The organism is Streptomyces sp. ISL-1 (assembly GCF_018614585.1).
Classification (GTDB): domain Bacteria; phylum Actinomycetota; class Actinomycetes; order Streptomycetales; family Streptomycetaceae; genus Streptomyces; species Streptomyces maoxianensis.
Map to the genome: position 1 here is coordinate 1 of NZ_JAGGOI010000008.1, position 26,365 is coordinate 26,365.

25 protein-coding genes are annotated in these 26,365 nt (G+C 71.2%); 13 read left to right on the forward strand and 12 right to left on the reverse strand.

From position 1 onward, the window contains the following. The first annotated feature begins 644 nt into the window (after nt 1–644). Entirely contained in the window at nt 645–1,847 is a 1,203-nt protein-coding gene (locus tag J7E87_RS07700) for an amino acid deaminase/aldolase (RefSeq protein ID WP_215091338.1), read from the forward strand. Between the two features lie 51 nt (nt 1,848–1,898). On the opposite strand, the gene J7E87_RS07705 is transcribed toward J7E87_RS07700, so the two are convergent. Genes J7E87_RS07705 through J7E87_RS07720 form a run of 4 tightly spaced genes read right to left on the reverse strand, consistent with a single transcriptional unit; the run spans nt 1,899 to nt 6,437 of the window. Further along, nucleotides 1,899–2,861 carry a DUF2510 domain-containing protein gene (locus J7E87_RS07705; RefSeq protein ID WP_215091341.1) on the reverse strand — a complete coding sequence of 321 codons (963 nt, stop codon included), beginning with the start codon at nt 2,859–2,861 and terminating at the stop codon, nt 1,899–1,901. A gap of 48 nt (nt 2,862–2,909) precedes the next feature. Then, nucleotides 2,910–3,692, reverse strand: coding sequence for a 3-oxoacyl-ACP reductase (locus J7E87_RS07710; RefSeq protein WP_215091343.1), 783 nt, complete (start codon nt 3,690–3,692; stop codon nt 2,910–2,912). Nucleotides 3,693–3,696: 4 nt separating this feature from the next. Continuing rightward, a complete protein-coding gene (locus J7E87_RS07715; RefSeq protein ID WP_215091713.1) occupies nt 3,697–5,106 on the reverse strand; it encodes an aldehyde dehydrogenase family protein in 1,410 nt (469 codons plus the stop codon). After that, complete coding sequence (locus J7E87_RS07720) at nt 5,073–6,437, reverse strand: glutamine synthetase family protein (RefSeq protein WP_215091346.1); 1,365 nt, start codon at nt 6,435–6,437, stop codon at nt 5,073–5,075. The genes J7E87_RS07715 and J7E87_RS07720 overlap by 34 nt, the downstream gene beginning before the upstream one ends. 57 nt (nt 6,438–6,494) lie before the next feature. Here J7E87_RS07720 and J7E87_RS07725 point away from each other — a divergent pair, with 57 nt between their 5' ends. The 3 genes from J7E87_RS07725 to J7E87_RS07735 all read left to right on the forward strand — a co-directional run bounded on the left by J7E87_RS07725 (nt 6,495) and on the right by J7E87_RS07735 (nt 9,547). Then, the gene (locus J7E87_RS07725) at nt 6,495–7,244 is read left to right on the forward strand and encodes a FadR/GntR family transcriptional regulator (RefSeq protein ID WP_215091348.1); all 750 of its coding nucleotides are present in this window, start codon (nt 6,495–6,497) and stop codon (nt 7,242–7,244) included. Between the two features lie 113 nt (nt 7,245–7,357). Beyond that, nucleotides 7,358–8,803: an ethanolamine permease gene (eat, locus tag J7E87_RS07730; RefSeq protein ID WP_215091350.1), complete on the forward strand. Its 1,446-nt coding sequence runs from the start codon at nt 7,358–7,360 to the stop codon at nt 8,801–8,803. A 66-nt stretch (nt 8,804–8,869) separates the two neighbouring features. After that, the gene (locus J7E87_RS07735; protein ID WP_215091352.1) at nt 8,870–9,547 is read left to right on the forward strand and encodes a gamma-glutamyl-gamma-aminobutyrate hydrolase family protein; all 678 of its coding nucleotides are present in this window, start codon (nt 8,870–8,872) and stop codon (nt 9,545–9,547) included. A gap of 76 nt (nt 9,548–9,623) precedes the next feature. Here J7E87_RS07735 and J7E87_RS07740 read toward each other — a convergent pair whose 3' ends face one another. Continuing rightward, nucleotides 9,624–10,562: a LysR family transcriptional regulator gene (locus J7E87_RS07740; RefSeq protein WP_215091354.1), complete on the reverse strand. Its 939-nt coding sequence runs from the start codon at nt 10,560–10,562 to the stop codon at nt 9,624–9,626. 70 nt (nt 10,563–10,632) lie between these two features. Between J7E87_RS07740 and J7E87_RS07745 the strand changes: the two genes are divergently transcribed. Beyond that, nucleotides 10,633–11,826 carry a TDT family transporter gene (locus J7E87_RS07745; protein WP_215091716.1) on the forward strand — a complete coding sequence of 398 codons (1,194 nt, stop codon included), beginning with the start codon at nt 10,633–10,635 and terminating at the stop codon, nt 11,824–11,826. Nucleotides 11,827–11,832: 6 nt separating this feature from the next. Here J7E87_RS07745 and J7E87_RS07750 read toward each other — a convergent pair whose 3' ends face one another. The 5 genes from J7E87_RS07750 to J7E87_RS07770 form a co-directional block, all read right to left on the reverse strand. Beyond that, nucleotides 11,833–13,095, reverse strand: a complete 1,263-nt coding sequence (locus J7E87_RS07750; protein WP_215091356.1) for a S8 family serine peptidase — start codon at nt 13,093–13,095, stop codon at nt 11,833–11,835. 187 nt (nt 13,096–13,282) lie between these two features. After that, entirely contained in the window at nt 13,283–14,029 is a 747-nt protein-coding gene (locus tag J7E87_RS07755) for a helical backbone metal receptor (RefSeq protein WP_215091358.1), read from the reverse strand. 14 nt (nt 14,030–14,043) lie between these two features. Then, nucleotides 14,044–14,637, reverse strand: coding sequence for a helix-turn-helix domain-containing protein (locus tag J7E87_RS07760; protein ID WP_215091718.1), 594 nt, complete (start codon nt 14,635–14,637; stop codon nt 14,044–14,046). A gap of 174 nt (nt 14,638–14,811) precedes the next feature. After that, entirely contained in the window at nt 14,812–16,653 is a 1,842-nt protein-coding gene (locus J7E87_RS07765; protein ID WP_215091360.1) for an ABC transporter permease/substrate binding protein, read from the reverse strand. Next, on the reverse strand, nt 16,646–17,782 hold the full coding sequence (locus tag J7E87_RS07770) for a glycine betaine/L-proline ABC transporter ATP-binding protein (RefSeq protein ID WP_215091361.1): 1,137 nt from the start codon (nt 17,780–17,782) through the stop codon (nt 16,646–16,648). The genes J7E87_RS07765 and J7E87_RS07770 overlap by 8 nt, the downstream gene beginning before the upstream one ends. 297 nt (nt 17,783–18,079) lie before the next feature. On the opposite strand from J7E87_RS07770, the gene J7E87_RS07775 reads away from it, so the two are divergent. The 5 genes from J7E87_RS07775 (at nt 18,080) to J7E87_RS07795 (ending at nt 23,025) form a co-directional block, all read left to right on the forward strand. After that, complete coding sequence (locus J7E87_RS07775) at nt 18,080–18,985, forward strand: 5'-3' exonuclease (RefSeq protein WP_215091720.1); 906 nt, start codon at nt 18,080–18,082, stop codon at nt 18,983–18,985. Between the two features lie 51 nt (nt 18,986–19,036). Continuing rightward, nucleotides 19,037–19,879, forward strand: a complete 843-nt coding sequence (locus J7E87_RS07780; RefSeq protein ID WP_215091363.1) for a siderophore-interacting protein — start codon at nt 19,037–19,039, stop codon at nt 19,877–19,879. 342 nt (nt 19,880–20,221) lie between these two features. After that, the gene (locus tag J7E87_RS07785; protein ID WP_215091365.1) at nt 20,222–20,806 is read left to right on the forward strand and encodes a sigma-70 family RNA polymerase sigma factor; all 585 of its coding nucleotides are present in this window, start codon (nt 20,222–20,224) and stop codon (nt 20,804–20,806) included. Then, a complete protein-coding gene (locus J7E87_RS07790; protein WP_215091367.1) occupies nt 20,803–21,549 on the forward strand; it encodes an anti-sigma factor domain-containing protein in 747 nt (248 codons plus the stop codon). The genes J7E87_RS07785 and J7E87_RS07790 overlap by 4 nt, the downstream gene beginning before the upstream one ends. A 105-nt stretch (nt 21,550–21,654) precedes the next feature. Continuing rightward, nucleotides 21,655–23,025 carry a deoxyribodipyrimidine photo-lyase gene (locus tag J7E87_RS07795; protein ID WP_215091369.1) on the forward strand — a complete coding sequence of 457 codons (1,371 nt, stop codon included), beginning with the start codon at nt 21,655–21,657 and terminating at the stop codon, nt 23,023–23,025. Between the two features lie 10 nt (nt 23,026–23,035). Here J7E87_RS07795 and J7E87_RS07800 read toward each other — a convergent pair whose 3' ends face one another. Next, nucleotides 23,036–24,268, reverse strand: a complete 1,233-nt coding sequence (locus J7E87_RS07800; protein WP_308312878.1) for a cyclopropane-fatty-acyl-phospholipid synthase family protein — start codon at nt 24,266–24,268, stop codon at nt 23,036–23,038. Nucleotides 24,269–24,515: 247 nt separating this feature from the next. Here J7E87_RS07800 and J7E87_RS35845 point away from each other — a divergent pair, with 247 nt between their 5' ends. Together J7E87_RS35845 and J7E87_RS07805 are read left to right on the forward strand one after the other, a co-directional pair. Beyond that, the gene (locus J7E87_RS35845) at nt 24,516–24,641 is read left to right on the forward strand and encodes a hypothetical protein (protein WP_285427305.1); all 126 of its coding nucleotides are present in this window, start codon (nt 24,516–24,518) and stop codon (nt 24,639–24,641) included. Between the two features lie 189 nt (nt 24,642–24,830). Then, entirely contained in the window at nt 24,831–24,968 is a 138-nt protein-coding gene (locus J7E87_RS07805; protein ID WP_215091373.1) for a hypothetical protein, read from the forward strand. Nucleotides 24,969–25,031: 63 nt separating this feature from the next. Here J7E87_RS07805 and J7E87_RS07810 read toward each other — a convergent pair whose 3' ends face one another. Beyond that, a complete protein-coding gene (locus J7E87_RS07810) occupies nt 25,032–25,679 on the reverse strand; it encodes a TetR/AcrR family transcriptional regulator (protein WP_215091375.1) in 648 nt (215 codons plus the stop codon). A 229-nt stretch (nt 25,680–25,908) separates the two neighbouring features. Here J7E87_RS07810 and J7E87_RS07815 point away from each other — a divergent pair, with 229 nt between their 5' ends. Further along, nucleotides 25,909–26,304: a nuclear transport factor 2 family protein gene (locus J7E87_RS07815; protein WP_215091377.1), complete on the forward strand. Its 396-nt coding sequence runs from the start codon at nt 25,909–25,911 to the stop codon at nt 26,302–26,304. The last annotated feature ends 61 nt before the right edge of the window (nt 26,305–26,365 follow it).

Here is a 26,365-nt window from a genome sequence, read left to right on the forward strand (position 1 = left end):
GGTCGCGGCGGCTCGGGCGCGCCCGCGCGGGCAGACGGCACCTCCGGACGCGGCGGCAGCGGGAAGGGGGACGGGCGGCGCGTGCCGTCAGCGGGCCCGTAGCGGGCGTCCGGCTCGGGCACAGGCGAGGGCCGGATGTCAGGGGTGGCAGCGTCCGGCTCGGTCCGGCCGGGGCCGTCGGCCTCGGACGCGGGCCGCCGTGGCGCAGTAGCCGTCCGCCCCGCCTGGGCTTCGGCCGACGACGCGTCCACCGGTGTCTCAGGGCTTCGCGGGGCCGTCGGCCCCGGCGGCGGGAGAAGCGGTTCCGGGGGAACCAGGTCCCTGATGCTCGACGGCCGCAGCGCCCTCGGCTTCGGCGGGACCAGCGCATCCGTAATGCGGGAGGTACTCGGCGACGGTTCCCCGTCCGCGGGCTGAGAAGAGGCCGGGCCGGGAGGGCGTTGCGCCTCCGTGCTCATGCCGCCCCCCTGAAATCTCGTCCACGAACACCAACGGATCGCCTTTCGGGGCAGGCCCGTTCGTCACCGCTCGGGCGTCACTCTACGGGCTGGAAGACGCGCCGCGGCAACGAGACCAGGGGTCCGGGGGGATCTGCCCAAAACGTCCCCCTACCCTGCGGTAATTCACTCTGGCAAGCTCAGCCCATGACTCCCCGTGCCGCGGACCGGGCCCGCTACGACAGGGCCACCGCCCATCTCGACGCGCCGCTCGCCGTCGTTGATCTCGACGCGTTCGACGCCAACGCCGACGACCTGGTGCGCAGAGCGGCCGGCAAGCCCATCCGGCTGGCGAGCAAGTCCGTTCGCTGCCGGGCACTCCTCGAGCGGGTGCTGGCGCGCGACGGATTCGCGGGGATCATGTCGTTCACCCTGGACGAGTCGCTGTGGCTGGCGCGGGCCGGGTTCGACGACGTACTGCTGGCCTACCCGTCCGCGGACCGGAGTGGGTTCGCGGAGCTCGCGGGCGACCCCAAGCTCGCGGCCGCCGTGACGGTGATGGTCGACGACGCGGCGCAGCTGGAACTGATCGACCGCTCGCGGGCCGGCGGCAAGGAGGAGATCCGGGTCTGTCTGGAACTGGACACCGCGCTGCACCTGCTGGGCGGCAGGGTACGGATCGGGGCCCGGCGTTCGCCGCTGCGTGAGCCCGCCCAGCTGGCTGAGCTGGCGCGGTCGATCGGGCGTCGCCCGGGCTTCCGGCTGGTGGGCCTGATGGCGTACGAGGGGCATGTGGCGGGGGTCGGGGACGCCGTGGCGGGCAGTCCGCTGCGGTCGCGGGCCGTACGGCTGATGCAGTCCGCGGCCCGTAAGGAGCTGGCGGCCCGGCGGGCCGCGGTCGTGCGGGCGGTACGGGCCGTGACGCCGGACCTGGAGTTCGTCAACGGCGGCGGCACCGGCAGCGTCCAGCACACCGCGGCCGAGGACGCGGTGACCGAGATCGCCGCCGGGTCCGGACTGTATGTCCCGCGGCTGTTCGACAACTACACGTCGTTCACGGGGCGTCCTGCAGCGCTCTTCGCCCAGCCCGTGGTGCGCAGACCGGGCGTGGGCGTGGTGACGGTGCTCGGCGGCGGCTACCCGGCGTCGGGCGCGGCCGGCGCGGACCGGCTGCCCGTCCCGTATCTCCCGGAGGGGCTGCAATACGACCCGCAGGAGGGGCCCGGCGAGGTACAGACCCCACTGCTCGGCTCGGCCGCCGACGATCTGCTGATCGGCGACAAGGTGTGGTTCCGGCACGCCAAGGCCGGGGAGCTGTGCGAGCGCTTCGACACGCTGCAGCTGATCGAGGGTGACCGGGTTACGGGAACCGCGCCCACGTACCGGGGCGAGGGCCGCACCTTCCTGTGAGGACCGGGGCTCACCTGTGAGGACCGGGGCTCAGTACGCCACGGTGGCTCCTCAGCCGGGACCGATGCTGCTGCCGACTCCGCCGCTCGTGGAGTCGCCGATCGGGCGGATGCTCGCGGCGATCTTGTCCATGTCGGCGAGCTTCGGCCCGTCCGGACCCGCGTCGAAGGCGAAGCGGACGACCACCATCGCCCCGGTGCCCACCGTCGAGGGGAAGGCCAGCGACTGGACATACCCGCCGGGGCCCGCTCCGGTGGTGACCCGCCAGCGCACCAGATAGCCCGCCCGTCCGGCGACGGCGACGGACTGCGACTTGAGCACGGTGTGGGACTTGATGCCGCCGTGGATGCGGGTGCCGAGGGTGTCCTCGTCGTACGCCTTGTCCGCCGCCGTCACGATGTCCTGTTCGGCAAGCGTCGCGGGCGAGTTCACATCGGTCTGGGCGGCGGTGATCGACGACACCCGGCCGTGCCGGCAGAACGAGGCGCCGCCTCCCGGACAGTCGTACGTCTCGTCCGTCACCATCGTGGTGCCCTCGTCCAGGGTGCTGTCGGACTTCTCCCAGCCCTGGGGGACGGGCATGGTGATGCCGTTGAGCTGGTCGGTCAGCAGCGCGGAGTCGTCGCCCGCGGACGGGCCGGCGGCGGGGCTGTTCGTGGGGTCCGCCGTGGTCGTGGCCGGCTCGCTGACGCTCGGTGCGGTCTCGGGCTTCGCCGGCCCGTCGTTCTTCCCGAGCAGCACGGCGCCGGTGGCGACCGCCCCGACGAGCACCACGCCCGCGGCGGCGAGCGCCACCAGCCGCACCCTGCCGCCGCCCGCGCCTGCGTGCGGGGCCTGCCGCGCCGGCACGGTCGGCGGGCCGAACCCGGCGGCCTGGACCGGCGCTTGTGCCTGGACCGGGGCGTGCGCCTGGACCGGGCGTGTGTGCGCGCTCCAGGCGGCCCCGTCCCACCAGCGTTCGCTGCCGGGCACGTTGGGGTCCGGGTACCAGCCCGCCGGGGTCGTCATGCTCATCCGGCCACCCTAGGGGGCCGCTTCCGTGGTTCTGCAACGGGAGTGCTTCTACACGGGAGTAACGTACGCGCCCGCGATTCCGCCGTCGACGAGGAAGTCCGTCGCATTGATGAACGAGGAGTCGTCGCTGGCGAGGAAGGCCACGGCGGCGGCGATCTCGTCCGCCTGCGCGAACCGTCCGGCCGGGATGTGCACCAGGCGGCGCGCCGCGCGCTCCGGGTCCTTGGCGAACAGCTCCTGCAGCAGCGGGGTGTTGACCGGTCCCGGGCACAGGGCGTTCACCCGGATCCCCTCGCGGGCGAACTGCACGCCGAGCTCGCGCGACATGGCGAGCACGCCGCCCTTGGACGCGGTGTACGAGATCTGGGAGGTCGCCGCGCCCATGACGGCCACGAACGACGCGGTGTTGATGATCGAGCCGCGGCCCTGGCGCTGCATGTACGGGATCGCGGCCTTGCAGCACAGGAAGACCGAGGTGAGGTTGACGTCCTGGACGCGCTTCCAGGCCTCCAGGCCCGTCGTGAGGATCGAGTCGTCGTCGGGCGGCGAGATGCCCGCGTTGTTGAAGGCGATGTCGATGCTGCCGTAGGTGTCGTACGCGGTCTTGAACAGCGCCTCGACTTGCTCGGCGTCGGTGACGTCGACGCGTACGAACGTGCCGCCGACCTCGTCGGCCGCGGCCTTGCCCGCGGTCTCGTCGATGTCCGCGCAGACGACGTTGGCGCCCTCGGTGGCGAGGCGGCGCGCGGTGGCCAGGCCGATGCCGCTGCCGGCGCCGGTGATGACGGCGGTACGGCCGACCAGGCGGCGGCAGATGTTCTGGGCGGTCATGGCTTCAGGCCTCCGTGTTGATGAAGACGTTCTTGGTCTCGGTGAAAGCGGTGAGGGCGTCGGGGCCGAGTTCGCGGCCGAGGCCGGACTGCCGGTAGCCGCCGAACGGCGTCCAGTAGCGAACGCTGGAGTGGGAGTTGACGGAGAGGTTGCCGGCGGCGACGGCCAGGGAAACGCGGATCGCGCGGCCCACGTCGCGGGTCCAGATGGAGCCGGACAGGCCGTACTCGGTGGCGTTGGCGAGCCGGATCGCGTCGGCCTCGTCCTCGAAGGGCAGGACCACGGCGACCGGGCCGAAGACCTCTTCGCAGGCGGCGGGGGCGTCCGGCGCCAGGTCGGTGAGCACAGTGGGCGGGAACCAGAAACCGGGTCCCTCGGGGGCGGTGCCGCGGATCGCTTTGAAGCCGTCGGGGACGTACGCACGTACCCGCTCCAGCTGCGCCCGCGAGATCAGCGGGCCCATCTGAGTGTTCTCGTCGGCCGGGTCGCCGACGACGACGGACTCGATCGCCGGGGCGAGAAGGTCGAGGAACCGGTCGTAGACCGAGCTCTGCACCAGGATTCGGGTGCGCGCGCAGCAGTCCTGGCCGCTGTTGTCCAGGAAGGACATGGGGGTGGCGGCCACCGCGGCTTCGAGGTCGGAGTCGGCGAAGACGATGTTGGGGCTCTTTCCGCCGAGTTCGAGGGTCACACGCTTCACGCGGTCCGCGCACTTGGCCATGATCTGCTTGCCGACGCGGGTGGAGCCGGTGAACACGATCTTCGCGACGCCCGGGTGCTCGACCAGCGCGTTGCCCGCTTCCTCGCCCGCGCCGGGCAGCACCTGGAAGAGGTGCTCGGGCAGGCCTGCCTCCAGGGAGAGTTCGGCCAGCCGCAGCGCGGTGAGCGGGGTGGTCTCCGCGGGCTTGAGCAGGACGGCGTTACCGGCGGCGAGTGCCGGGGCCGTGCCCCAGGCGGCGATCGGCATGGGGAAGTTCCATGGCGCGATCACGCCGACGACGCCGAGCGGTTCGAGGATGGTGATGTCGAGGCCGCCCGCGACGGGAATCTGACGGCCATTCAGGCGCTCGACTCCCCCGGCCGCGAAGTCGAGGAGGTCGCGGACGTTGCCCGCTTCCCAGCGAGCGTTGCCGATGGTGTGCCCGGCCTCCCGCACCTCCAACTGGGCCAGTTCTTCGAGGTGTTCGTCGACGACGGCGGCGAAGCGGCGCAGCAGCCTGGCCCGGTCGGCGGGTGCGGCGGCGGCCCAGCCCTGCTGGGCCTTCGCGGCCCGTGCGACGGCGGCGTCGACCTCGGCGGCCGTCGTCGCCCGGACGGTTTCGACGATCTGCCCGGTCGCGGGGTTGAGCACCTCGTGGTACGCGTACGGCAAAACGTGCCTCACAGACGTTCGAAGGAGCGGCGGAGCTCCCAGTCGGTCACCGCGGCGTCGAAGGCTTCGAGCTCGACACGCGCCATGTTGCGGTAGTGCGCGAGGACTTCGTCACCGAATGCGGCCTTGGCGATGGGGCTGGTCTCCCAGAGTTCGGCGGCTTCGCGCAGCGTGGTGGGCACCTGCGCATATCCGGCGGTGTACGCGTTCCCGGAGCACTCCTCCGGCAGTTCAAGTTGCTGCTCGATGCCGTACAGACCGGCCGCGACCAGGCCCGCGACGGCCAGGTGGGGATTGACGTCGCCGCCCGGCAGCCGGTTCTCGAACCGCATGGAGCGGCCGTGGCCGACGACGCGAAGCGCGCAGGTGCGGTTGTCGTAGCCCCAGGCGACGGCGGTGGGCGCGAAGGAGCCGGGCTGGAAGCGCTTGTACGAGTTGATGTTGGGCGCGTACAGCAGCGAGAAGTCACGCAGCGCCGCCAGTTGTCCGGCCAAAAAGTGGCGCATGACCTGCGACATTCCGCCGGGTCCATCGCCCGCCATGATGTTCGCGCCGGTCTCGTCCTGGAGCGAGAGGTGGATATGACAGGAGTTGCCCTCGCGCTCGTTGTACTTGGCCATGAAGGTGAGCGAGACGCCCTCCTGGGAGGCGATCTCCTTCGCGCCGGTCTTGTAGACGGCGTGCTGGTCGCAGGTGACCAGGGCTTCGTCGAACTTGAAGGCGATCTCGTGCTGACCGGGGTTGCACTCGCCCTTGGCGGACTCGACGACCAGTCCGGCGGTGGCCATCTCGTTGCGGATCCGGCGCAACAACGGCTCGATGCGGCCGGTGCCGAGGACGGAGTAGTCGATGTTGTACTGGTTGGCCGGGACGAGGTCGCGGTAGTTGCGGTCCCAGGCCTCCTCGTAGGTGTCCTTGAAGACGATGAATTCGAGCTCCGTGCCGACGTGCGCCGTGAAGCCGTGCTCGGCGAGGCGGTCGAGCTGGCGGCGCAGGACCTGACGGGGCGCGGCGACGACGGGTGAGCCGTCGTTCCAGGCGAGGTCGGCGACGAGCAGCGCGGTGCCCTCGTTCCAGGGGACCCGGCGCAGTGTGGTGAGGTCGGGGTGCATCGCGAAGTCGCCGTAGCCGCGCTCCCACGAGGACATCTCGTAGCCGTCGACGGTGTTCATCTCGGTGTCGACGGCGAGGAGGTAGTTGCAGCCCTCGGTGCCGTGCTCCAGGACCTCGTCCAGGAAGAAAGGCGCGGCGAACCGCTTGCCCTGGAGCCTGCCCTGCATATCGGGGAAGGCCAGGACGACTGTGTCGATCTCACCGCTCGCGACGAGGGCACGAAGCTCCTCGACCCCGAGCGGGGGTTTGCGGTCTGCCACGGGATTACGCCTCCTTGGGTCAGCCGGAAGCCATAAGGTATTACTGAAGACCATTGCATGGGAAGAGGAAACGGCAACGTGGTGAAGAAGAGCGATGCGGCCGACCCGCTGACACCCGTGCTGCGCCCTGTGCGCGCGGGCAACGGCTTCGAGGAAGCACTGGAGCAGATTCTTCAGCTGCTGCGCCTCGGGCTGGTCGCCGGCGGCGAACGACTGCCCGCCGAGCGCGAACTCGCGGAACGAATGGGGATAAGCCGGGTCACGCTGCGCGAGGTACTGAAGGTGCTCACCGACCAGGGACTCGTGGAGAGCAGGCGCGGCCGCTACGGCGGAACGTTCGTGCTGCACCGCCCCGACGCCCACGGCGAGGACGAACTGCGCAGGCGCGTGGCGGAGGTGGACGTCGAGGACACCCTGCGCTTCCGCGAGGTGCTCGAGGTGGGGGCCGCCGGGCTCTGCGCCGCGCACGGACTGTCCGACGAGGGCGCGGACCGCTTGCGTACGGCCCTGGCCGCGACGCATGACGCCCCGCTCACCGAGTACCGGCGCCAGGACACACTGCTGCATCTGACCATCGCCGAGCTGTCGGGCTCCCCCACACTGGCCGCCCGTTACGCCGCGGCGCGTGCCACGCTGAACGATCTGCTGGACTGCATTCCGCTGCTCGTACGCAACCTCGAGCACTCGCAGCATCAGCACACCGCGCTGGTCGACGCCGTGCTCGACGGGGACGCGGACGCGGCGCGCGAGGTGATGCGGGAGCACTGCGAGGGGACGGCGGCGCTGCTGCGCGGCTTCCTCTCCTGACACTTTCCTCGCGACCGAACCGTAACCGCGGGTTTACGCGCAGGGCTTGCGCATGACGGATCCCTGCCGCAATGGTGTCCGCACAAACCATTGACCTCTGCCAGGAGCGACTCATGGCCGAAGGCACCACCACACGCGACAAGTCCCCCACCGACGACACCTACTTGAACCGGCGCACCCTGCGCAGGGGCAGCGCCGGATGGCTGCTCCTCACCGGGCTCGGCGTCGCCTATGTCGTCTCCGGCGACTTCTCCGGCTGGAACATCGGCCTGTCCAAGGGCGGCTTCGGCGGGCTCGCGATCGCCACCCTCCTGATGGGCGCGATGTACGCCTGTCTGGTCTTCGCACTCGCCGAACTGTCGGCGATCCTGCCGACGGCGGGCGGCGGCTACGGCTTCGCCCGCCGCGCACTCGGCACCTGGGGCGGGTTCCTGACGGGCACCGCGATCCTCATCGAATACATCCTCGCGCCCGCCGCGATCTGCATCTTCATCGGCGACTACGTCGAGTCGCTCAAGCTGTTCGGCCTGGAGTCGGGCTGGCCGGTCTATCTCGCCTGCTTCGTGATCTTCATAGGGATCCACCTGTGGGGCGTCGGCGAGGCCCTGCGCTTCAGCCTGGTGGTCACGGCGATCGCGGTCGCGGCGCTGCTGATCTTCGCGGTGGGCGCGCTCACGGACTTCAGCGCGGGCGGCCTGGACGACATCCCCGTCGACAAGGACGCCTTCGGCTCTGGCTCCTGGCTGCCGTTCGGCCTGCTCGGCATATGGGCGGCGTTCCCCTTCGGCATGTGGTTCTTCCTCGGTGTCGAGGGCGTGCCGCTGGCGGCGGAGGAGGCGAAGGACCCGGTGCGCTCGATGCCGCGGGCGCTCGCCATATCCATGGGCATCCTGGCGCTGCTGGCAGTGGTCACCTTCATCGCCTCGACCGGCGCACGCGGCTCCAACGCGATCCAGGAGGCCGGAAATCCGCTGGTGGTGGCGTTGCAGGGAAGCGGTGACCCGACGCCGCTGAGCCGCTTCGTCAACTACGCGGGTCTGGCGGGCCTGGTCGCCTCCTTCTTCTCCCTCATCTACGCAGGCTCGCGCCAGCTCTTCGCGCTCTCCCGGGCCGGCTATCTGCCGCGCTTCCTCTCCCTCACCAGCCGCCGCAAGTCGCCGTACCTCGGACTGCTGATTCCCGGCGCGATCGGCTTCGCGCTGGCGGCGGGGACGGGGAACGGCGCGCGGATGCTGAACATCGCGGTCTTCGGCGCCACGATCAGCTACGCGCTGATGGCCCTGTCGCACATCGTTCTGCGCCGCCGCGAGCCCGAGCTCCCGCGTCCTTACCGCACGCCCGGCGGCATGGTCACCTCGTCCGTCGCCTTCATCCTCGCGCTGTCCGCGCTGGTGGCGACGTTCCTGGTCGACAAGGACGCCGCCTTCATCGCGCTGGGCGTCTACGCCGTCGCCCTCGCCTACTTCGCGATCTACAGCCGCCATCATCTGGTGGCGAAAGCTCCGGAGGAGGAGTTCGCGGCGCTGGCGGCGGCCGAGGCCGAACTCGAACGGGACTGAACCGGAACGAAATCAATCAAACTGGACTGAACCTGAAACAAACAGGATGAAAGGATCGGAGTCACTGTGGCCATGCCGCTCATCGGCGTCACCACGTACCTGGAGCCCGCCGCCTGGGGCGTGTGGGAGATGCCCGCGGCGCTGCTGCCGGCCGGATACCCCCGCCTGGTCCAGGCGGCCGGCGGCCTCGCGGCACTCCTCCCGCCCGACGACCCGGCCCAGGCAGAGTCGGTCGTCTCCCGACTGGACGGCCTGGTGATCGCGGGCGGAGCGGATGTCGAGCCCGTACGGTACGGGGCCGAGCCCGAGGAGCGTACGGGCCCGCCGGCGCGGGACCGGGACGCGTGGGAACTGGCCCTGATCCGGGCGGCGTTGGCGTCCGGGACGCCGCTGCTGGGGATCTGCCGGGGCATGCAACTGCTGAACGTGGCACTCGGCGGGACGCTGGTCCAGCACCTGGACGGGCACATCGGGGGTGTGGGCGTCTTCGGCGCCCACACCGTCAAGCCGGTCCCGGGGACGCGGTACGCGGAAATCGTCCCGGAGGAGTCGTCCGTCCCGACGTACCACCATCAGTCGGTGGACCACCTGGCCGACACCCTCGTGGCGAGCGCGCACGCCGAGGACGGCACGGTGGAGGCGGTCGAGCTGCCGGGGGCGGGATGGGCGCTGGGGGTCCAGTGGCATCCGGAGGCGGGGGACGACATGCGGGTGATGTCGGCGCTGGTCCGCGCGGCGGGGTAAGGGGCGGGTGCCCTCCGCCCCGTCAGCCCGGCTTCGAGCGTCAGCCCGGCTTCGACCGTCAGCCCGGTTTCGACCGTCAGCCCGGCTTCGACCCCCCGCGAGTCAGCGTCAGCAGGTCGCGCGCCGGGCCGGTCGGGCGGTGGGAGGTCGGCCAGACCGCGCGCAGGTCGCGGCGCAGGTCGACCGAGTCCAGGGGGATGCTCGTCAGGCGCCGCGCCGTCAGTTCCTCCGTCACCGCCAGTTCGCTGAGTACCGCCGGGCCCGCGCCGCTCACCACCGCCGCCTTGACCGCGGTGGTGGAGGCCAGTTCGAGCAGCGGTTCGGCGAGGCCGCCGTGGGCGGACAGCGCGGAGTCGAGAACCTGGCGGGTGCCCGAGCCCCGTTCGCGCAGGATCAACTGCGTGGCCGCCAGTTCCGCCGGGGTCAGCGGGGCGCGGCGGCGGGCCCACGGGTGGCTCGGGGCCACCACCACCAGCAGGCGGTCGTGGCCGATGACCGCCCCGTCCAGGCCGTCCGGCACGGACAGGCCTTCCACGAAGCCCAGGTCCGCCTCGCCCGCGAGCAGGCGCTGAGCCACCACCGCGGAGTTCCCGGCGAGCAGCGAGACCGCCGTGCCGGGGCGCCCGGCCCTGAGCGCGATCAGCCACCCCGGCAGCAGGTACTCCGCGATGGTCATCGAAGCGGCCACCCGCAGCCGGGAATCGCGCCGCCCGCGCAGCGCCTGCGCCCCGGCGTCGAACGCCTCCGCCGCCTCCACGACCCGGAGCGCCCAGTCCGTGACCAGCGCACCCGCGTCCGTCAGCCGCGACCCGCGCGGGGAGCGATCGACCAGCGCCACCCCGAGCTGCCGCTCCATCGAGCGGATGCGGCTGCTCGCGGCGGGCTGCGTGATACCGACCGCGCGGGCCGCCCGCCCCAGGCTGCCGTGCCGCGCGACGGCCAGCAGCAGCTCGAGCGCGCCCAGATCAGGCACTCGGTGCGCCAATGGCACCCGCTCTTCATGCTCGTCGCTCATAAATCCAGCTTATGGGCCCATAGGGAAGAGGTCCCTGGTGGGGAGCCCTCGCGCGGGTGAGGGTGACGGCATGGTCGTCGCCGCGCAGCCCCGTCCCCGCCCCCGCTCCGCCGGGTGGGCCCTCACCGCCCTACGGCTGCCGGGCCTCCGCCACCTCGGTCCCAACTGGTACGCGACCGTCATGGGCACCGCCATCGTCGCGAACGCCGGCGCCGCCCTGCCCCTCGACATCCCCGGCCTGCGGACGGCCTGCGCCGCGGTGTGGGCGCTGTCCGCCGCGCTGCTGGCCGTCGTCCTCGGCGCCCGCGCCGCGCACTGGACCCACCACCGCGACCAGGCCCGCGCCCACTTCCTCGACCCGGCGGTCGCGCCCTTCTACGGCTGCCTGTCGATGGCGCTGCTGGCCGTCGGCATCGGCACCCTGACCGTGGGTCAGGACGTGATCGGCGAGCCCGCGGCCGTGGCGAGCGCGGCCGCGCTCTTCGGCGGCGGCACCCTCACCGGGCTCGCCGCCGCCGTAACCGTCCCGTATCTGATGGTCGTACGCCACAAGGTCGAGCCCGGCACGGCCTCACCCGTGTGGCTCCTGCCCGTCGTCGCCCCGATGGTCTCCGCGTCCTTCGGCCCACTCCTGGTCCCGCATCTGCCGGCCGGGCAGTGGCGGGAGGCGATGCTGCTGGCGAGCTACGCGATGTTCGGGCTCAGCCTGCTGGCCTCGCTGCTCATCCTGCCGTTGATCTTCGCCCGGCTGGTCCATCACGGCCCGCTGCCCCTCGCGCTCACCCCCACCCTCTTCCTGGTGCTCGGCCCGCTCGGCCAGTCGACCACCGCCGTCAGCAAGCTGGCCGACGTGGCCCCGGGGGCGATCCAGGCACCGCACGCCGAAGGGCTCGCCGCCTTCGCCGTGATCTACGGCATTCCCGTGATGGGCTTCGCCCTGATGTGGCTTGCGCTTGCCGGTGCGATGGTCGTGCGGGCCGCGCGCGAGGGCATGCCGTTCGCACTGACCTGGTGGGCCTTCACTTTCCCGGTCGGCACCTGCGTGACCGGTGCGCAGGGCCTTGCGCACCACACCGGCCTGGTGGCCCTCGAATGGCTCGCGGCCGGCCTGTACGCGTTCCTCGTCGCCGCATGGGCGGTGACCGGCGTCCGTACGCTGCGCGGTCTGTTGGACGGAGCACTGCTCGCAGCGCCAGTGAAGAGGGTCTCGAACGGCGAGGGCGCGCACCGATGCCGGTGCGCGCCCACATCTTGCTTCAACTGACCGCCGTCAGAAGGAAGACGGGAGCATGAGCAGGGGCTCGTTGATCACGTCGCCGTCCTGGGAGGGCCAGGTCCAGTTGGAGCTGCCGGCGTCCCGCAGAGCCTTCTTGACGGTGTCGGGCTTTGCGCCGGCGTGGCCGGCCAGGTACAGCGCCGCGGCGCCCGCGACGTGGGGCGCGGCCATCGACGTGCCGGACATCGTGGTGTAGCCGCCGGAGCTGGAGGTGGAGGTGATGCACACGCCCGGCGCGATCAGGTCGATGTCGGAGCCGTAGTTGGAGAAGTTGGCGAACGTGTCGTCCACGTCGCTGCGGCACGTCGCCTTGCCGAGCCCCCCCGGCTTGCCGTCGAAGTCGGCCAGGGCGCTGACGGTGATCACTTCGTCGTACGCGGCGGGGATCATGTTCGCGGCGTCCTTGTGGTCGTTGCCGGCCGCCACGGTGTAGGTGACGCCCGCGGCGACGGAATTGCAGATCGCCTGGTGCATGGCGTCGTCGTTGCTCTTGCCGCAGTCGCCGTCGTCGGTGCCCGAGCCGCCCAGGCTCATGTTGGCGACCTCGATCTCATCCGCGTGCTGGGTGACGTGGTCGATGCCGCAGATGACGGCCGAGGTGCTGCCGGTGCCGAGGGGGTCGAGCACCTGCACCGGCCAGAGCCGGACGCCCGGTGCCATACCGACCACCCCGGTGCCGTTGTCCAGGGCGCCGATGGTCCCGGCGACATGAGTGCCGTGGCCGTGCAGGTCGGAGGGGTCCAGCATGGGCAGCCAGCAGTTCTTGCCGCCGGCCCGGTACACATTCAGGTCGGCGTGGTTCGGGGTGATTCCGGTGTCGATGACCGCGACGTCGGCGTCCACCCGGGTGTCGACACCGTCGATGGCCGCGGTGAGATTCTGGTCGGCCTCCGCCCGGTCCACACCGGTCGGGATCGACTGGGCGGTGGCGTGAACTCGCCGGTCGGGCTGGACAGAACGCACCCCTGGGTCGTCGGCGAGGGCCGCCGCGACGCTCGCGCTCATGGACGCCGAGTAGCCGTGGAGGGCGTAGCGGTACACGTGCTGCACCTGGGCACCCATGGTGTACGCCTCTGCGACGGCCTCGTCCACAACGGCGTCCATGCCGGCGCCCTCGGTGGTGGCTGTGTCCTCGAGGGTCACGATGTACGCGCCGGGGATCTGGTCGGACTGTGCGGGCGCCTCGGCAACCGCGGGGGTCGGTGATGCGGCCGCAAGCACGAGCGCAAGGAGGGCGATACCGAAAGTTTTAGGCATCCCGGACCTTTCTTGAGGGCATTGAGAGCCGAGACTCAACCCGGTGTTTCTGGGGAGTTCAGGGCATGTCTACTTCGCTACCGCGCTCACAGCTAGCAGGTTTGCCACGGTGCGGCAGGCCGACATCCGGCGGTCGCCGGATTCTCTGACCACCTGTCAACCATGTGGTCCCGTCCGGCCCTCGCTGCTACGCCTCACGCCTCGGGTCGCGGTCCGCCGCCCGCATTGCGCCTCGCAGCGCCCCGCCGAGCACCGAGGGTGCCTCGGCCAGCGACGGCCCGTACCAGGTCAGATGCCGGCCGCTGACCAGCGCGGACGGCAGTCCCGGAAATGCTTCGGGCCCGTCGTCCGCCGCGAAGCGGTACGGCTCGTCGGGCAGGACCGCCAACTGGGCGCCGCTGTCCCGCAGTTCGTCCAACGGGATGCGCGGATAGCGCTCGGCATGTCCCGCGTACACGTTCCGGACGCCGAGCCGGGCAAGCAGATCACCGGCGAAGGTGTCGCGGCCGAGCACCATCCACGGTCGCCGCCAGACCGGAACGACCGCCCGCCACTCCCCCACCGGCGCGACCTCGGACCACGCCTGTCGCGCCTCGTCGAGCCAGCGCGGCCCGGCCTGCCCGCAGACGGCTGCCAGCACCCGCTCCAGCTCGCGGAACGCCTGCTCCAGGTCGCGTATCTCCGTCTCAAGAACCTCGATGCCCGCAGCCCGCAACTCGGCCAGATCGGGTGCCCGGTTCTCCTCCTCGTTCGCGATCACCAGATCGGGCCGCAGCCCGATCACGGCGGCCACGTCGGGGTTCTTGGTGCCCCCGAGCCGTACGACATCGAGCCCGGCGGGGTGGCTGCACCAGTCCGTGGCCCCGACCAGCAGTCCGGGCGCACTGACGACCACGGCCTCGGTCAGCGACGGCACCAGTGACACGACGCGCACCCCGGCCCCGCCCCTCAGCGCCGGGGTTCTTCGGGGCCCGCGTCGTCGATGTGGTCGGCGACCGTGACGACGAGGATCCGGGTGTCGGGGGCGGTGGCCCGCCACCGGTGCCGCACGCCGCCGGAGAGGAAGAGGGTGTCGCCACGGGCCAGCCGGTAGGCGCGGCCCTCCGCCTCGACCTCCGCGGCGCCGTCGGCGACGTACATCATCTCGTCGTTGCGGTGCTGGAATTCGCGTCCCGGATCATGTTCCCCGGTGAATTCCAGGGCCTGGAGCTGATGGTGCCCCCGCACGAGCCGACGGGGCCTCGTGCCCGGCGCCGGTGGCCCTTCCGCTGCCGCGCGTACGACATTGATGGTGCGCGCGGCGTCGGACGCGGCCAGCAGCCGGGCGGGCGTGGTCTCCAGGGCGTCCGCGACCCGCTGGAGGGAGCGCATGCTGGGGCGCGCCCGCTCGTTCTCGACCTGGCTGAGGAAGGGCACCGAGAGGCCGCTGCGCGCCGCGACCGCGGCGAGCGTGAGGTCCAGCGCACGACGGCGCCTGCGCACAGCGGCGCCCACCCGAAGGGGTTCGGTCTCCTTCGGGTCCTTCGCGCCCGTCGCGTCCATGGCGTCCTTCGCGTCCATCCGCCGGGCCCCCCTTCCCTGGTCCAGTCTCACCTTACGCAGCTTCCGGCCCGGGCTTCCCTGCAAGTCCCTCCCCGCAGGGCCCAGGCACGGAGTCCGGAAAGCCGAAAGGGGTGGCCCCGCCACTGGCGGGGCCACCCTTGTGCTTGCTGCCGGCTACTGCGGAGCCATCCTTTCGCCGCTCGCGGCCTTGCCTGCCTTGGCGACGGGGGTCCACTTGTCGGCGAGGCCGGGGTTGTCCCCGAGCCAGGCGCGGACCGCGTCCTGCTCCTTGCCCTTGCCCGTCGTCTGGATCCTGGCTTCGAGGTCCGTGAGCTGCTTCTCGGTCATATGGAAGTTCTTGAGCCACTTGCCGACCTGCGGGTTCTCGGCGGAGAAGCCCTTGCGGGCCAGGGTGTGCACGCCGTCGCCCTTGCCCCAGGAGCCCTTGGGGTCCTTGAGCTTCTTCAGGTCGTAGCTGCTGTACGCCCAGTGCGGCGACCACAACGTGGTGACGATGGGCTCCGTCTTGTCGTACGCACGCTTCAGCTCGGCCAGCATGCCGGGCGTCGAGCCGTCGACGACCTTGTACTCACCCTCGAGGCCGTAGTCCTTGAGAACCTTGTCCTTGAGGATGCCCATCATTCCGGCGCTCGGCTCGATGCCGATGATCCGGCCCTTGAACTGGCCCGACTTGCCCTTGAGGTCCTCCAGGGAGTCGATGCCCTTCATGTACGAGGGGACGGAGAGCTCCAGTGAGGTGGGGCCGTACCAGGAGCCCATGTCCTCCAGTTTGCTCTGGTACTTCTTCCAGTACTGGGCGTGGGTGACGGGCAGCCAGGAGTCGGTCTCGAAGTCGACCTGGCCGCCGGCCAGACCGGTGTAGAGCGCTCCGGCCTCCAGCTGCTTGGTCTCGACCTCGAATCCGCGCTGCTCGAGCATCTCCTTCCAGAGGAAGGTGGAGGCGATGCCCTCGTCCCAGGGGATGTAGCCGATGGAGACCTTCTTGCCCTGGCCGACGCCCGAGGCGTTCGAGGCGTCGGCGGACTTGGCTTTGCCGAACATGCCCATGCCGCCGGCGACGAGCGCGAGGACGACGACGCCCACGAGGGCGACCGCGGGCTGCGGACGGTAGTTCCAGATCTTCGGCCCGCCGGTCAGGGACTTCGCCTTGGCCAGGGCCCGGCGCCCGAGCGGCGAGACCTGGCGGCTCAGCGCACCGGTCATCCGGTCCAGGTACATGGCGAGGATGACGATGGAGATTCCGGCCTCGAAGCCGAGACCGACGTCGACATTGCCGATGGCCCGGTAGACGGCGGCGCCGAGGCCGCCACCGCCGACCATGCCCGCGATGACCACCATGGACAGGCCCAGCATGATCACCTGGTTGATGCCGGCCATGATCGTGGGCAGCGCGAGCGGGAGCTGGACGCGCACCAGGGTGTTGCGCGGTGTCGTACCGAAGGCCTCGGCGGCCTCGACGAGCTCCTCGTCGACCTGGCGGATGCCGAGCTCGGTCATCCGTACGCCGGGCGGCAGGGAGAAGACGATCGTCGCGATGATGCCGGGGACCACGCCGACGCCGAAGAAGATGACGCCGGGGATCAGATAGACCATCGCCGGCATGGTCTGCATGAAGTCGAGCACCGGCCGGGTGATCCCGCTGACCGTCTTGGAGCGGGAGGCCCAGACGCCGAGCGGGATCGCGATCACCAGCGTGACGATGGTGGCGACGAGCACCAGCGAGAGGGTCGCCATCGCGTCGTCCCACAGCTCGATGGAGTCGATGAGCGCGAAACCGGCGAAGGCGAGGACGCCCGCGGACAGGCCGCGCAGCCACCACGCGACGACGGCGAGTATGCCCGCGAAGAGCAGCGGCGCGGGGCTGGACAGTACGGCGTCGATGCCGTCGTACATGCCGGTGACGAGTGAGCTGATGGCGTCGAACAGCCAGGAGAGATGGGACTGGAGCCAGTTGACGCCGCTGTCGACCCAGTCGCCGAGATGGAGCCTAGGCACTGGCCACCGCCTTGGTGGCAGCCTGCTCGGGGCCCGTGCTCCGCGGCGGAGTCTCCGCCGGGGTCATCGGCTCGCCGATGACCGCGAGCAGCCGGGCGCGCGGTACGACGCCGATCAGCTCCCCCTCGTCGTCGATGACGGCGACGGGGACGCCGCTGGTGGAGCAGGGCGTGAACAGGTCGATGATCGGGGTGTCCGCACGGACGGTGACGGGCGCCGCGGCCAGCACGTCCTTGGCGTTACGCAGCTCCTTGCCGTTGTCCGCCCGGGTGCCGTACGCGGCCTCCGCGTCGGCCATGATCGCGCCGGCGGTGAGCACCCGGGAGCGGTCGACGTCCTGGGTGAAGGAGGCGACATAGTCGTTGGCGGGGGTGACGAGGATGTCCTCGGCGGTGCCGAGCTGGACGATCCTGCCGTCCCGCATCACCGCGATCCGGTCGCCGAGGCGCATGGCCTCGTTGAGGTCGTGGGTGATGAAGACGATGGTCTTCTTCAGTCGCTGCTGCAGTTCGAGGAGCTGGTCCTGCATATCCCGGCGGATCAGCGGGTCGAGCGCGCTGAAGGACTCGTCCATCAGCAGCAGATCGGCGTCGGTGGCGAGCGCGCGGGCGAGGCCGACGCGCTGCTGCATACCGCCGGAGAGCTCGTCGGGCCAGGACTTCTCCCAGCCGGCCAGGCCGGCCAGCTCCAGGGCCTCGGCGGCGCGCCGGTCGCGCTCGGGGCGCGGGACACCCTGCACTTCGAGGCCGTATCCGGCGTTCTCCAGCACGCTGCGGTGCGGGAAGAGCGCGAAGTGCTGGAACACCATGCTGATCTTGGCGGAGCGTACGGCGCGCAGCTCGCCGGGGCTCAGGGCGGTGAGGTCCTGGCCGTCGAAGAGGACACGTCCGGCGGTGGGCTCGAGCAGTCCGTTCAGCATCCGCAGCAGCGTGGACTTGCCGGACCCGGACAGACCCATGACGACGAATATCTGACCCGGCTCGACGGCGAACGAGGCGTCGATCACCGCCGCCGTCGTACCGTCGGCACGCAGCTCGTCGCGGTCACTGCCGCTTTCGAGCTTGCGTACCCCTTCGTCGGGTCGTCTACCGAAAACCTTGTACAAGTGCTCGGCCTGCAGCCTGGACACATACACCTCACGCGTTGAACCGAAACGGCCCGCCCACCCCGCATAGGGGTCCCCTGCGCCGAAGCGGGGGAGGAGCCGTGGAGCAGGGCGGGTTCGGCCCGCTTTCCCGGCTTGTTCAATCGCTGCCGGGTCCGCTCCGGGCGCGTGCCTGCCCTGGTCCCTCCGGGGCAAACGCGACAGTGATCCACCTCACGAGGGCGGCGATTGCCCGCACGGGGGCGGCGCGCGGGGTGACTGTCAGCGCTGTCAGTGCTGTCAGTGGAATGCGGCATCATCAGGTCTGTGACGCGACGCCTGATGCTCCTCGACACCGCCTCCCTGTACTTTCGCGCCTATTTCGGGGTCCCGGATTCGGTCCGCGCCCCCGACGGCACCCCGGTCAACGCCGTGCGCGGGCTGCTCGACTTCATCGCGCGGCTGGTCCAGGACCATCACCCCGACGACCTGGTGGCCTGCTGGGACAACGACTGGCGGCCGCACTGGCGGGTGGAGCTGATCCCGTCGTACAAGGCGCATCGCGTCGCCGTGGAGACGGAGACGGGCCCTGACGAGGAGGAGACCCCGGACACGCTGGCTCCCCAGGTCCCGGTGATCATGGACGTGCTCGACGCGCTCGGCATCGCGCGCGTCGGGGCCGACGGGTATGAGGCGGACGACGTCATCGGCACCCTCACCGGGCGGGCGACCGGCCCGGTCGACATCGTCACCGGCGACCGCGACCTGTTCCAGCTGGTCGACGACGCGCGGGGGCGGCGGGTGCTGTATCCGCTCAAGGGCGTCGGGACGCTCCAGGTGATGGACGAGGCCTGGCTGCGCGAGAAGTACGGCGTCGACGGCCCGGGGTACGTCGATCTGGCGCTGCTGCGCGGCGACCCGAGCGACGGGCTGCCCGGCGTGCCGGGCATCGGGGAGAAGACCGCGGCCAAGCTGCTGGACACCTTCGGCGATCTGGCCGGGATCATGGCCGCCGCCGACGACCGGACCGCGAAGCTGACGCCCTCGCAGCGCAAACGACTGGACGAGGCCAGGGACTATGTCGCGGTTGCGCCGAAGGTCGTACGGGTCGCATCCGACGTGCCGCTGCCCGACTTCGACCCCGCCCTTCCCTCCGAGCCCCGCGATCCGGCGACGCTCGACGAGCTGGCCGCCCAGTGGGGGCTCGGCGGCGCCCTGACGCGACTGCTGTCCACACTTCAGCGCTGAGGTGTTAACTTAGGCAAGCCTAAGCACCGCACGAGCTCAGGGGAGACCTCCGTGGCAGAACGACCGGCCCGCAAGGCACCGAAGCCCTACGAGGCGCGGGTGGTGCGCACCGAGCGGATCACCCCGCACATGGTGCGTGTCCTCCTCGGCGGTGACGGGCTGGCCGGATTCGGTCTCGACGGGTTCACCGATCACTACATCAAGCTGCTGTTCGCGCCCGTGGGCGTGACGTATCCGGAGCCTTTCGACCTCGAGCGGATCCGTGAGGAGTTCCCGCGCGAGCAGTGGCCGGCCAATCGCACCTACACGGTACGGAGTTGGGACCCGGCCCACCGTGAGCTCGCGGTCGACTTCGTGGTCCATGGCGACGAGGGGCTGGCCGGCCCGTGGGCGGCACGGGCGCGCGTGGGCGACAGGATCAGGTTCCAGGGCCCCGGGGGCGGCTACGCCCCGGACCAGGCGGCCGACTGGCATCTGCTGGTGGGCGACGAGAGCGCGCTGCCCGCCATCGCCGCGTCGCTGGAGCGGATGCCGGCAGGCGCGCACATCCATGCCTTCGTCGAGGTCGCGGGCCCCGAGGAGGAGCAGAAGATCGTCACGCCGGACGGAGTTGAGATCAGCTGGCTGCACCGCGGAGACCGTCCGGTGGGCGAGGCACTGGTGGCGGCGGTGAGAGCCCTGGACTTCCCCGAGGGCGACGTCTGCGCGTTCGTACACGGCGAGGCGGCGTTCGTGAAGGAGCTGCGCCGCCATCTGAGGCTGGACCGGCAGATTCCGCGCGAGCGGCTGTCGATCTCGGGGTACTGGCGGCTCGGCCAGAGCGACGAGGCGTGGCGCGCGGCCAAGCGCGAGTGGAACGAACAGGTGGAGCGCGAACAGGAGAAGCCGGCCTGACGCTCGCTCCCTCTGGGCCCCCGGCTGCGCGACGCTGCCGGGGGCCTTCTAGATGCAGCCGGCGGTTTCGCGATGTTGTCGGCGGTTTTCGCCATGTAGTCGGCGGCTTTGCGGTGCTGTCGGCGGTTTTCGCCATGGGGCTTGGGCGTTGTCGATCAGCCATGGCCCGGGTCTGCGCTTGCGGTCCAGGGCCCCAACTGGCGGCCGGCGCCGGGGCCGTGGGCGCTCCGCGCGCCTCACGTGCAACTATCTCCGGACCCGGACCAATCCGCCGCACCAAGGGCTCCGAATACCTGGTGGAATCTGTCCGGACGAGATGCCCGCACAGTGGAGGAAAGCCGCGTGAACCAAGCCGTACACATCGGCGGCCCCGCCTCGGCGGGGCCTGATCTGCAGCAGCTGCTGGGCCTGGTGGCCCGAGGCGACCATGAGGCGTTCTCCCGGGTGTACGACGCGGTCTGCGGTCCGGTCCTGGGGCTGGTGCGCGCCGTGCTGCGCGACCCGGCCCAGTCCGAGGAGGTGACCCAGGAGGTGCTGATCGAGGTGTGGCGTACCGCCGCGCGCTTCCAGCCGTCCCGCGGATCGGCGATGACCTGGATACTCACGCTCGCCCACCGCCGCGCCGTGGACCGGGTCCGCTCGGCCCAGGCCGCCACCGACCGCGAGCGGCGGGCGGCGCTGCTCGACCAGACCCCCGCCTACGACGAGGTCACCGAGCAGGTCGAGGCCCGACTGGAGCGTGAGCAGGTACGGCGCTGTCTGCGCGGCCTGACCGAGCTGCAGCGGCAGTCGGTGACACTCGCGTACTACCGGGGGCTGGCCTACCGGGAAGTGGCCGAACTTCTCGCCGTGCCGCTCGGCACGGTCAAGACACGACTGCGCGACGGGCTCATCCGGCTGCGCGACTGCCTGGGGGTGAGCGCATGAACGCCGCTGATCTGCACACGCTGACCGGCGCGTATGTGTTGCACGCGCTGGCGCCCGACGAGCGCGCCGAGTTCGAGCGACACCTTCTGATATGCCCGGCCTGCGCCCAAGAGGTGAGGGAACTGGCCGCCACCGTGGGCAAGTTGGGGCTCGCCGTGGCCGTGACGCCGCCGCCCGCGCTCAAGCAGCATGTGCTGCGGCGGATCTCCGCCGAGCGCCAGGAGCCGCCCCGTGTCCCGGGTGCACGCCGTGGTGGCGCCCGCCGCGGCCGGGGGCTGTCACGCTTCGTGCTGGCGGCCTGCCTCGCCGCCACCGTCTCCTTCGGCGGGGTCGCCGCCTGGCAGCATCAGGAGGCCCGGGAGGCACGCGAGGACGCGCGGGCCTCGCAGCGGCAGGCCGAGGAGCTGGCCTCGGTGCTCGCCGCGCCCGACGCCAGGGTGAGCGGCACGAAACTGCCGGAGGGTGCGCGCGGCACGGTCGTCGTCTCGCAGAGCAGGAACAAAGCGGCCTTCCTCACCTCCGGGCTGCCCAAGCCGCCCCCGGGCAAGGTCTACCAACTCTGGTTCGACGACGGGGGAAAGATGCGTCCCGCCGGTCTGATGGACCCAGCCGTCACCGACAACGCCGTGCTGATGGACGGACCGGTGGACGGCGCTGCCGGCATGGGCCTCACGCTCGAACCGGCCGGCGGCTCCCCCGAGCCGACCACCGATCCGCTCGCCCTGATGCGCTTTTCCACCTGATGCGCGTTCCCGCCTGACGCATTTGCCCGACTGCCGCATTGCACCATTTCACCGTCTGACGCACTCCCCGCCTGATGCACCTCCCCGCCCGAGGAAGGACGGCGCATGAGCGTTGCGGTCATGCTCTTCACCGCCGATCTGCGACTCCACGACCAGCCGGCGCTGCGCGCCGCCCTGCGCGGCGCCGATGAGGTGGTACCGCTGTTCGTGCTCGACCGGGGCATTCACCGGGCTGGTTTCGACGCGCCCAACCGCCGCGCCTTTCTCGCCGATTGCCTGGCCGCGCTGGACGCCGGGCTGCGCGAGCGCGGCGGCCGGCTGGTGATCCGTACTGGCGAAGTCACCGAGCAGGTCTGCCGGGCGGTCGCCGAGAGCGGGGCGCGTTCGGTGCATGTCGCCGGTGGCGTCAGCGCCTATGCCGTACGAAGGGAAGACCGGCTGCGCGAGGCGCTGGAGGCGGTCCGGTGCGCCCTGCACGTCCACGACGGAGTGATCACCGCGCTGCCACCGGGGCGCGTGACGCCCACGGGCCGCGACCACTTCGCGGTGTTCACGCCGTACTTCCGCAGGTGGCAGGCGGCGGGGCTGCGTGAGGCAGTGGCCGCGCCGCGCACCGTGCCGGTGCCCGAGCTCGCCGGCCATCCACTGCCGCGGCGCACCGCGGTCGCCGGGGTGTCGCCGGGGCTCGCCCGGGGCGGCGAGCCGGAGGCCCGCCGACGACTGAGGGACTGGCTGGCCGACGAGAGCGGCGGCATCGCGGCGTACGAGCGGCGGCACGACGATCTGCCGGGCGACGCGACCTCCCGGCTCTCGCCCCATCTCCACTTCGGCACGCTGTCCGCCGCCGAACTCGTCCAGCGGGCACACGGCAAGGGCGGCCCGGGCGCGGAGGCGTTCGTACGGCAGCTGGCCTGGCGGGACTTCCACCACCAGGTCCTCGCCGCCCGGCCGGACGCGGCCCACGCCGACTACCGTGCCCGCGGCGACCACTGGCGCAGGAACGACAAGGAGATCGCCGCCTGGAAGGACGGCCTGACCGGCTGCCCGATCGTGGACGCGGCGATGCGCCAGCTACGGCACGAAGGGTGGATTCCGGGCCGGGCGCGACTACTGGCGGCGAGCTATCTCACCAAGACGCTATACACGAACTGGCGGATCGGCGCCCGCCACTTCCTGGACCTCCTGGTGGACGGCGACATCGCCGACAACCAGCTCAACTGGCAGTGGGCGGCGGGCACCGGGACCGACACCCGCCCCAATCGCGTCCTCGATCCGCTCGCGCAGGCGAAGCGATTCGACCCGCACGGGGAGTACGTACGCCGCTGGGTCCCGGAGCTCGCCCATCTGGCCGGGGCCGCTGTCCATGAGCCGTGGAAGCTCGACGGCCTGGCACGGGCCGGGCTCGACTACCCGGACCCGCTGGTGGAACAGGCGGAGGGGCGGGCACGGTTCGAGCGGGCGCGCGGACTGGACTGATCCATGCGGCTCAGGGGGCCGTCTTCGTCTTGGTCAGCAGCACTTGCTGCACATCCAGAGCACCCGAGCGGAAACCGGCCTCCGAGCCCGCGAGATGGAAGGTCCACATCCGGCGGGTCGTCTCGTCGAAGCCGAAAGCTTCGACGTCCGCGGCGCGCTGGGTGAAGCGTTCGCGCCACAGCCGCAGCGTTTCGGCGTAGTGCGGGCCGAAGCCGGCCCGCTCGGCCGGCCGCAGCGCCGTGCAGCCGGTGACGATCTGTTCGATTGCCTCGTTCGACGGCAGCTGCCCGCCCGGGCTGATGTACTTCCGCGTCCAGGCATACGTGGTTCGGGAGGCAGGCAGCCGGTCGTGCGGCATCGTCTTTGTCTGGAGTGCGACCCGGCCGCCGGGCGCGAGCAGCCGGTCGAGCGTCATGAAGTACTGCGGCCAGTGCTCCTCGCCGAGGGCCTCGATCATCTCGACGCTGACGATCGCGTCGTAACGGCCGAGGACCTTGCGGTAGTCGCGCAGCAGGACGGTCACGCGGTGCTCGAGACCGGCTTCGTGGACGCGCCGCCGCGCCAGTTCCTGCTGCTGCCGCGAGAGAGTGACGGTCAGCACCCGCGCGCCGCGCAGCGCTGCCCGGATCGCCAACTCGCCCCATCCGGTGCCGATTTCGAGCAGCTGCGTGCCCGCGCCGACCCCTGCCAGGTCGAGCAGCCGGTCGATCTTGCGGTGCTGGGCGGCGGCGAGCAGGTGCTGCTCTGCCGGGAAGCCGCGGAAGAGGGCGGAGGAGTAGGAGAGGGTCTCGTCGAGGAAGAGCGCCATCAGTTCGCCGGGCGGGTCGTAGGGCGGGTCGTAGGGCAGGGCGTACGTGCGGTGTCCGGCAGGCCGCCGGGGCGAGAGGACTCCGCGGCGCCGGCCGCGCGGCCGGGGGACGAGCGTGGCCGCGTGCTCGGCGAACACGCTCAGCACACCGACGAGGTCGTGAGCGTCCCACTCGCCCGCCATGTACGACTCGCCGAAGCCGGTGAGGCCGCCGGAGGCAACACGCCTGAAGAAGGCGTGCGGGTCGTGCACCTCCATGAGCGGTCCGCCCCGTCCGATCGGGTCGCCTCCGGCGAGGAGCACCCGCAGCGGCAGCCTGCCGACGGCATGCCAGACGCGTCGTTCGTCGGCGGCCGTCCGCAGCCGGATCGCTCGGGGCAGGGTGGCCACATCGGGCCACCTGAGGGCATCGACGGACGCGGTTCGCGAAGACACCGAGGACGCAGGGGAGGCGGGGGACGCTGAGGACGCCGGAGATACGAACACGCTCACTTCACACCCTCCAGGGAAAGCTGACGCGGACTGAGTTGATTCGGTGCGACGGCGCCCCTGGATTGGTCGAGTGGGAGATCTTTCGGACGTGAGGACTTGGGGCCCTGTACGGACACGGACCGCGTGACGCCGGTGAAACAGCTCGTCCCTAATTTCTGTCACCCGACAGGAAATAGCGACAGGGGCTGACATGACCGCCACCGACCCATGGGCGTACGGCCAGATCTTCCGGAGACCGGCCACGGGCGGCGACGCGACCGCGCTGGCCGGTTTCGGCTACGGGATCGGCCGCCGATCGCACCGAAGTGACGCATAGCCGGGACCATGACGACCCGGCCCGAGGGCAGGCGGCGCGGGCAAGGCCAGGGCGTCCGTTGTCAGGACACTCCCCTAGGACCCTCGATGAGTGCCGCGACGCCGTCCAGCATCCGCTCGAGCCCGAACTCGAAGAGCGTGCCGAGTTCGAAGAGCGTGCCGAGTTCAAGGTCGAACTCGTCCTGGCCGAATGGGCTTCGCCGCGTTCGGCGGGGCCGTTGTCATGGCGGGAGCGGGCGTCTTCTCGCTCGTACTGCTGGGAGGCGCGGGCAAGGCGAAGCGTCCGACGAAGCCCTCCGCCGAGCCGAAGCCCGCGGCGCTCCTCTAGATCATCATCCAGGGGCGTAGGGAGCGCCGTCTCCCAACGCCCCGTCCCGCGGGGGCTCCCCGGTTACGGGCAGGGGCGGGTGGGGGAACAGCCCACAATCCGCAGCGCCGCGTCCGCCGTCGCCCCGGCGAACGCCCCCAACGGCCTGGCCGGGTCAGATCTGTGCACCAGGATCACGCCCTCTATCAGCCCGAACACCAGGTCCGTACGGAGCACCCGCTCCCCCCTGTCCAGCGCGCCGCCCGCCGCCGTCGCCGCCAGCAGCTTCCCGTACGCCGCCTTCAGGTCCGCCCGCACCCGGTGGAAGCTCGTGAAGCGCTCGCCGCGGACCTCCGGGAGCAGGTACAGCGCGCCCAGGTTGTGGCGGCCGCCGCACAACAGCTCCACGTCCGCGCGGCACAGCTCCCACAGGCGTTCCTCCGCGGGGCGCGCGTCGTCCGCGAGCAGCCGGAGTGCGAGCGTCAGGGACGGGGCCACCGTCGACTCGAGGAGCTCGGCGAGCAGGTCCTCCTTGCCGCTGAAGTAGTGGTACATCGTCGCCTGCCGCATACCCGCGCTCTCCGCGACCAGCCGCGTCGTGGTCGCCGCGTATCCGCTCGTGGTGAACAACTCCGCCGCTGCCAGGAGGAGTTCGTCCCGCGCGGACATACCGCTGTCCGGCCGCTGCGTCGCGCGCGGCCGGCCGACCCGTCGTCCCGTGGTGGTGCTCATGAGGCCGATCGTCGCACACGCCCCGGACACCCCATCCGGCGCGATCACGGAGAGCGTTCCGTAACGGTCCGGCGGTTGCGGACACCTGCGGCCGTCACGACCCCGTCGGCGGCGTCTGTTCCAAGGGGACGCGACCACGCCTGCCGCATGACACCTGCGTGGACAGCCCTCCACACCCGGCGGAGGATGGAGGAAAGGGGCATCCATCGGTACGAAAGGTGTGATCGCTATGGCTGAACACCCGGACTGCGCCCTGGTACGCCGGGGTTACACAGCGTTCGCGTCGGGTGACATGGAGGCACTCGGCGCCCTGATGACGAAGGACGTGGTCCACCACGTGCCGGGCAACAACCCGCTCTCCGGGCACCACAAGGGCCTCGATGCCGTTCTGCAGCTGTACCGGCGGCTCGGAGAGGAGACCAGCGGCACGATGCAGGTCCTGCTCGAAGCGGTGATGGCCGACGGGCGCGGGCACGCCATGTCAGTCCACACGGCCCGGGCCGACCGGGGTGACCACGGCCTCGAGATCCGCCATGGGCTCTTCTTCACGATCGTCGGCGGAAAGATCACCGACATCGACGAGTGCACCGAGGACATCGACGAAGAGGACAGGTTCTGGGGGTGACCCCCGGACCGACCGGGACTCCGATGGTCCGGCTCGCCGCCTCGCGGTGAACCGGACCATC

What these genes read in the sequence shown, in the direction of transcription:
- J7E87_RS07700 (WP_215091338.1), top strand. Translation starts at nt 645, where the DNA reads ATGACTCCCCGTGCCGCGGACCGGGCCCGCTACGACAGGGCCACCGCC.
- J7E87_RS07705 (WP_215091341.1), bottom strand. Translation starts at nt 2,861, where the DNA reads ATGAGCATGACGACCCCGGCGGGCTGGTACCCGGACCCCAACGTGCCC.
- J7E87_RS07710 (WP_215091343.1), bottom strand. Translation starts at nt 3,692, where the DNA reads ATGACCGCCCAGAACATCTGCCGCCGCCTGGTCGGCCGTACCGCCGTC.
- J7E87_RS07725 (WP_215091348.1), top strand. Translation starts at nt 6,495, where the DNA reads ATGGGAAGAGGAAACGGCAACGTGGTGAAGAAGAGCGATGCGGCCGAC.
- eat (WP_215091350.1), top strand. Translation starts at nt 7,358, where the DNA reads ATGGCCGAAGGCACCACCACACGCGACAAGTCCCCCACCGACGACACC.
- J7E87_RS07740 (WP_215091354.1), bottom strand. Translation starts at nt 10,562, where the DNA reads ATGAGCGACGAGCATGAAGAGCGGGTGCCATTGGCGCACCGAGTGCCT.
- J7E87_RS07745 (WP_215091716.1), top strand. Translation starts at nt 10,633, where the DNA reads ATGGTCGTCGCCGCGCAGCCCCGTCCCCGCCCCCGCTCCGCCGGGTGG.
- J7E87_RS07750 (WP_215091356.1), bottom strand. Translation starts at nt 13,095, where the DNA reads ATGCCTAAAACTTTCGGTATCGCCCTCCTTGCGCTCGTGCTTGCGGCC.
- J7E87_RS07760 (WP_215091718.1), bottom strand. Translation starts at nt 14,637, where the DNA reads ATGGACGCGACGGGCGCGAAGGACCCGAAGGAGACCGAACCCCTTCGG.
- J7E87_RS07775 (WP_215091720.1), top strand. Translation starts at nt 18,080, where the DNA reads ATGCTCCTCGACACCGCCTCCCTGTACTTTCGCGCCTATTTCGGGGTC.
- J7E87_RS07790 (WP_215091367.1), top strand. Translation starts at nt 20,803, where the DNA reads ATGAACGCCGCTGATCTGCACACGCTGACCGGCGCGTATGTGTTGCAC.
- J7E87_RS07795 (WP_215091369.1), top strand. Translation starts at nt 21,655, where the DNA reads ATGAGCGTTGCGGTCATGCTCTTCACCGCCGATCTGCGACTCCACGAC.
- J7E87_RS35845 (WP_285427305.1), top strand. Translation starts at nt 24,516, where the DNA reads ATGACCGCCACCGACCCATGGGCGTACGGCCAGATCTTCCGGAGACCG.
- J7E87_RS07805 (WP_215091373.1), top strand. Translation starts at nt 24,831, where the DNA reads ATGGGCTTCGCCGCGTTCGGCGGGGCCGTTGTCATGGCGGGAGCGGGC.
- J7E87_RS07810 (WP_215091375.1), bottom strand. Translation starts at nt 25,679, where the DNA reads ATGAGCACCACCACGGGACGACGGGTCGGCCGGCCGCGCGCGACGCAG.
- J7E87_RS07815 (WP_215091377.1), top strand. Translation starts at nt 25,909, where the DNA reads ATGGCTGAACACCCGGACTGCGCCCTGGTACGCCGGGGTTACACAGCG.